This window comes from Streptomyces aureus (assembly GCF_001418135.1).
GTDB lineage: Bacteria > Actinomycetota > Actinomycetes > Streptomycetales > Streptomycetaceae > Streptomyces > Streptomyces aureus_A.
Genome location: NZ_LIPQ01000523.1, coordinates 1 through 1108, shown reverse-complemented (window position 1 = coordinate 1108; position 1108 = coordinate 1). Strand labels below are relative to the sequence as shown.

The following is a 1108-nucleotide window of genomic DNA, read 5'->3' as shown; positions in this document are numbered from 1 at the left end:
CCGATCTCGGCTACGACGGCGTCGGGCTGACCCTCGACCACATGCACCTCGACCCCCTCGCCCCCGACCTGGCCGCCCGTACCGCCCGGGTCGCCCGGCGCCTCGGCGAGCTGGGGCTCGGCGTGACCGTCGAGACCGGTGCCCGCTACGTCCTCGACCCGCGCCGCAAGCACGGCCCGTCCCTGCTCGACCCGGACCCCGAGGACCGCGCCGCCCGGGTCCGGCTCCTGTTGCGGGCCGTTCGGGTCGCCGCCGACCTCGGCGCGCACGCCGTGCACTGCTTCAGCGGCATCCCTCCGGCCGACACCCCACCGGACGAGGCCTGGAAACGGCTCACCTCCTCTCTCACCCCTGTCCTGGAGGCCGCGGCCGCCGCCCGCGTGCCCCTGGCCGTCGAACCCGAACCCGGCCACCTCCTCGCCACCCTCGACGACTTCCACCACCTGCGCGGACTCCTCGGCGACCCCGCGCCCGCCGCCCTCGGCCTCACCCTCGACCTCGGCCACTGCCAGTGCCTCGAACCCCTCCCTCCCGCCGACTGCCTGCGCGCAGCCGCCCCCTGGGTGCACCACATCCAGATCGAGGACATGCGCCGCGGGGTGCACGAGCACCTGCCGTTCGGCGACGGTGAGATCGACTTCCCGCCGGTGCTCGCCGCACTCGCCGAGCTCACCGCCGCCGGCTACCCCGGCCTGACCGTCGTCGAGCTGCCCCGCCACTCCCACGCCGGCCCCGAACTCGCCCGCACCTCCCTCTCCTTCCTGCGCCGGGAGGCCCCGACATGCTGACGGTCACCGCCGCCGCCCGCGCCTGGCTGGACTCCGCCCTGGCCGAGGCCGATGCCCGTGCTCCCGGCTGGGAGGAGCGCTTCGTCGCCGCCGGCCGGCACTGCGGGCGCGAGCACGCGGACGAGGCCCGCATCCTTCTCCTCCGGGCCGCCGGGGCCGACCCCGACACCCTCACCCGTCTCTACCGGCACGGCGCCGCCGCCGAGCGCCGCGCGGTCCTCCTGGCCCTCCCCGTCCTCGTCACCGGCCCCGAGGCCGTGCCCCTCGTCGAGGACGCCCTCCGCACCCACGACACCACCCTCATCACCGCCGCCGTCGGC

General features: G+C 76.7%; 2 protein-coding genes. Both read left to right on the top strand.

What is annotated here, in order from left to right:
* Positions 1 to 788: sugar phosphate isomerase/epimerase family protein (locus AOK00_RS33050; RefSeq protein WP_055603842.1), on the top strand; the 788-nt coding region annotated here is incomplete at its 5' end.
* Positions 782 to 1108 (top strand): EboA domain-containing protein (locus tag AOK00_RS33045; protein WP_173861705.1); only part of this gene is annotated, 327 nt, incomplete at its 3' end. The genes AOK00_RS33050 and AOK00_RS33045, both read left to right, overlap by 7 nt.